Origin of the sequence: Rhodopseudomonas sp. BR0C11, from assembly GCF_010820945.1 — a bacterium.
GTDB classification, from domain to species: domain Bacteria; phylum Pseudomonadota; class Alphaproteobacteria; order Rhizobiales; family Xanthobacteraceae; genus Rhodopseudomonas; species Rhodopseudomonas palustris_H.
Window position 1 is genome coordinate 1 of the sequence record NZ_QTKI01000675.1, and the last position, 1478, is coordinate 1478.

Consider the following 1478-nt stretch of genomic DNA (forward strand, 5'->3'; position numbering starts at 1 on the left):
GGTTGGCATTGACCCCAAAGGCTGCCCTGATCGCCTACACCATGGCGGCGCGCGACACGCTGATCGATGCTGGCTTTAGCTTCGGCGGCGTCGCCTATCAGTCGCGGCCGACAGATCGGGAGAACATCATCGGCGCCGCGCTGATGGCGTCGATGGCAGTCGCGGGCGGCGCGGAGGCCGGCAACTATCGCTGGGCTCGCCCTGATGCGGATTTCGAGTGGATCGCGCTGGATAATTCCAAGGTCAAGATGGACGCACCGACGGTGATCGCCTTCGGCCAGGCCCAAGCCGCGCGAAAACAGGCGCTGATCTCCGCCGCGCGCACCATTAAGGACCAGATTGCGAGCGGCTCGGTAACGACCACTGCGGCGGTCGACGCCGCTTTCGCGTCCGTGCCCTAGCGGAAGGCAATAAGCCTCGGCCGCCGCGCGCGGCCGTTCATCATCGGAGCGTTGACATGTCCAACCTCGTTTGCGGGGGCGCGCTGACGCGCGCCTGGGTGATGCCGTGAGTGACTTCGGCAGAGTGCTGAACAAGCTGTGGCCGAAGGGCGATCAGAAGATTCCGGGGCTGCGCGCCGGCATGATCGCGACGGCCGGTGCGGTTTTTGCACGGTTCGACGCGACGTCGCCGCAGGTGGTGGCGCATATCATGGCGCAGATCAGCCATGAATGCGGTACCGGCCGCGACGTGGTCGAGAACCTCAACTACACGGCCGGCCGGATGGTGCAAATTTGGCCGTCGCGCTTCAAGACGCTGGAGGCCGCCAAGCCCTACGCAGGCAATCCGCAGGCGCTGGCCAACAAGGTCTACAACGGCCGCATGGGCAATCGCCCGGGCAGCGATGACGGCTGGAATTTCCGAGGCCGTGGCGGATCGCAGACCACGGGCCGGGAAGGGTACGAGCGGCTTGCGAAGCTCACCGGCCTGGACGTGGTGAACAACCCCGATCTGGTGCTCGATCCGCAGCACTTCCTACTGTGCGCGGTAGCCGACTTCGTGGCGTGCGGCTGCATGCCGTTCGCCAAGGCTGACGATGTCGTCGGAGTAACGCGGCGGCTCAACGGCGGCGCGATCGGGCTCGCCGAACGGCGCGCCTGGCTGGCGCAGTGGAAGGCGGCGCTCGGCGCCGAGCCGGTGGTGTTCGCGCGCGCGGCTGCGCCGGTGGTCGCCGATCCGTCGCCGGCGCCGGCCGCGGGGCCCCCCACCCCCGACCCTTCCCCGCAGGGGGGAGGGGAGGTGACCGCGGATGTGGCGGTGACGACTGCGCCATCTGCGCCGCCGTCGCGCGGGCCGCTCGGCACGCTGATCGTCGGGGCGCTGAAGTTCTTCAATCACAAACAGGGGTGAGCAAGATGTGGACTGTGCTGGATTGGCTGCTGACCATCGTGCTGGCGGTCGGTTTCATCGCGTGGGCGATCTGGTTCGTCATGCGCGTCGTCAAGGCCTATGCGCTCGCCGACGGCAGCGGCTGGCGG

General features: G+C 67.7%; 2 protein-coding genes. Both read left to right on the forward strand.

Features of this window, described 5'->3' with window-relative positions; genetic code table 11:
• Positions 1–401, forward strand: a 401-nt coding sequence (locus tag DYI24_RS26460; protein WP_164574426.1) for a DUF4376 domain-containing protein, incomplete at its 5' end; no start/stop codon positions are given.
• A 106-nt stretch (positions 402–507) separates the two neighbouring features.
• Positions 508–1350 (forward strand): glycoside hydrolase family 19 protein, encoded by an 843-nt coding sequence (locus tag DYI24_RS26465; protein ID WP_349627821.1) that lies wholly within the window; start codon positions 508–510, stop codon positions 1348–1350.
• Positions 1351–1478: the final 128 nt, after the last annotated feature.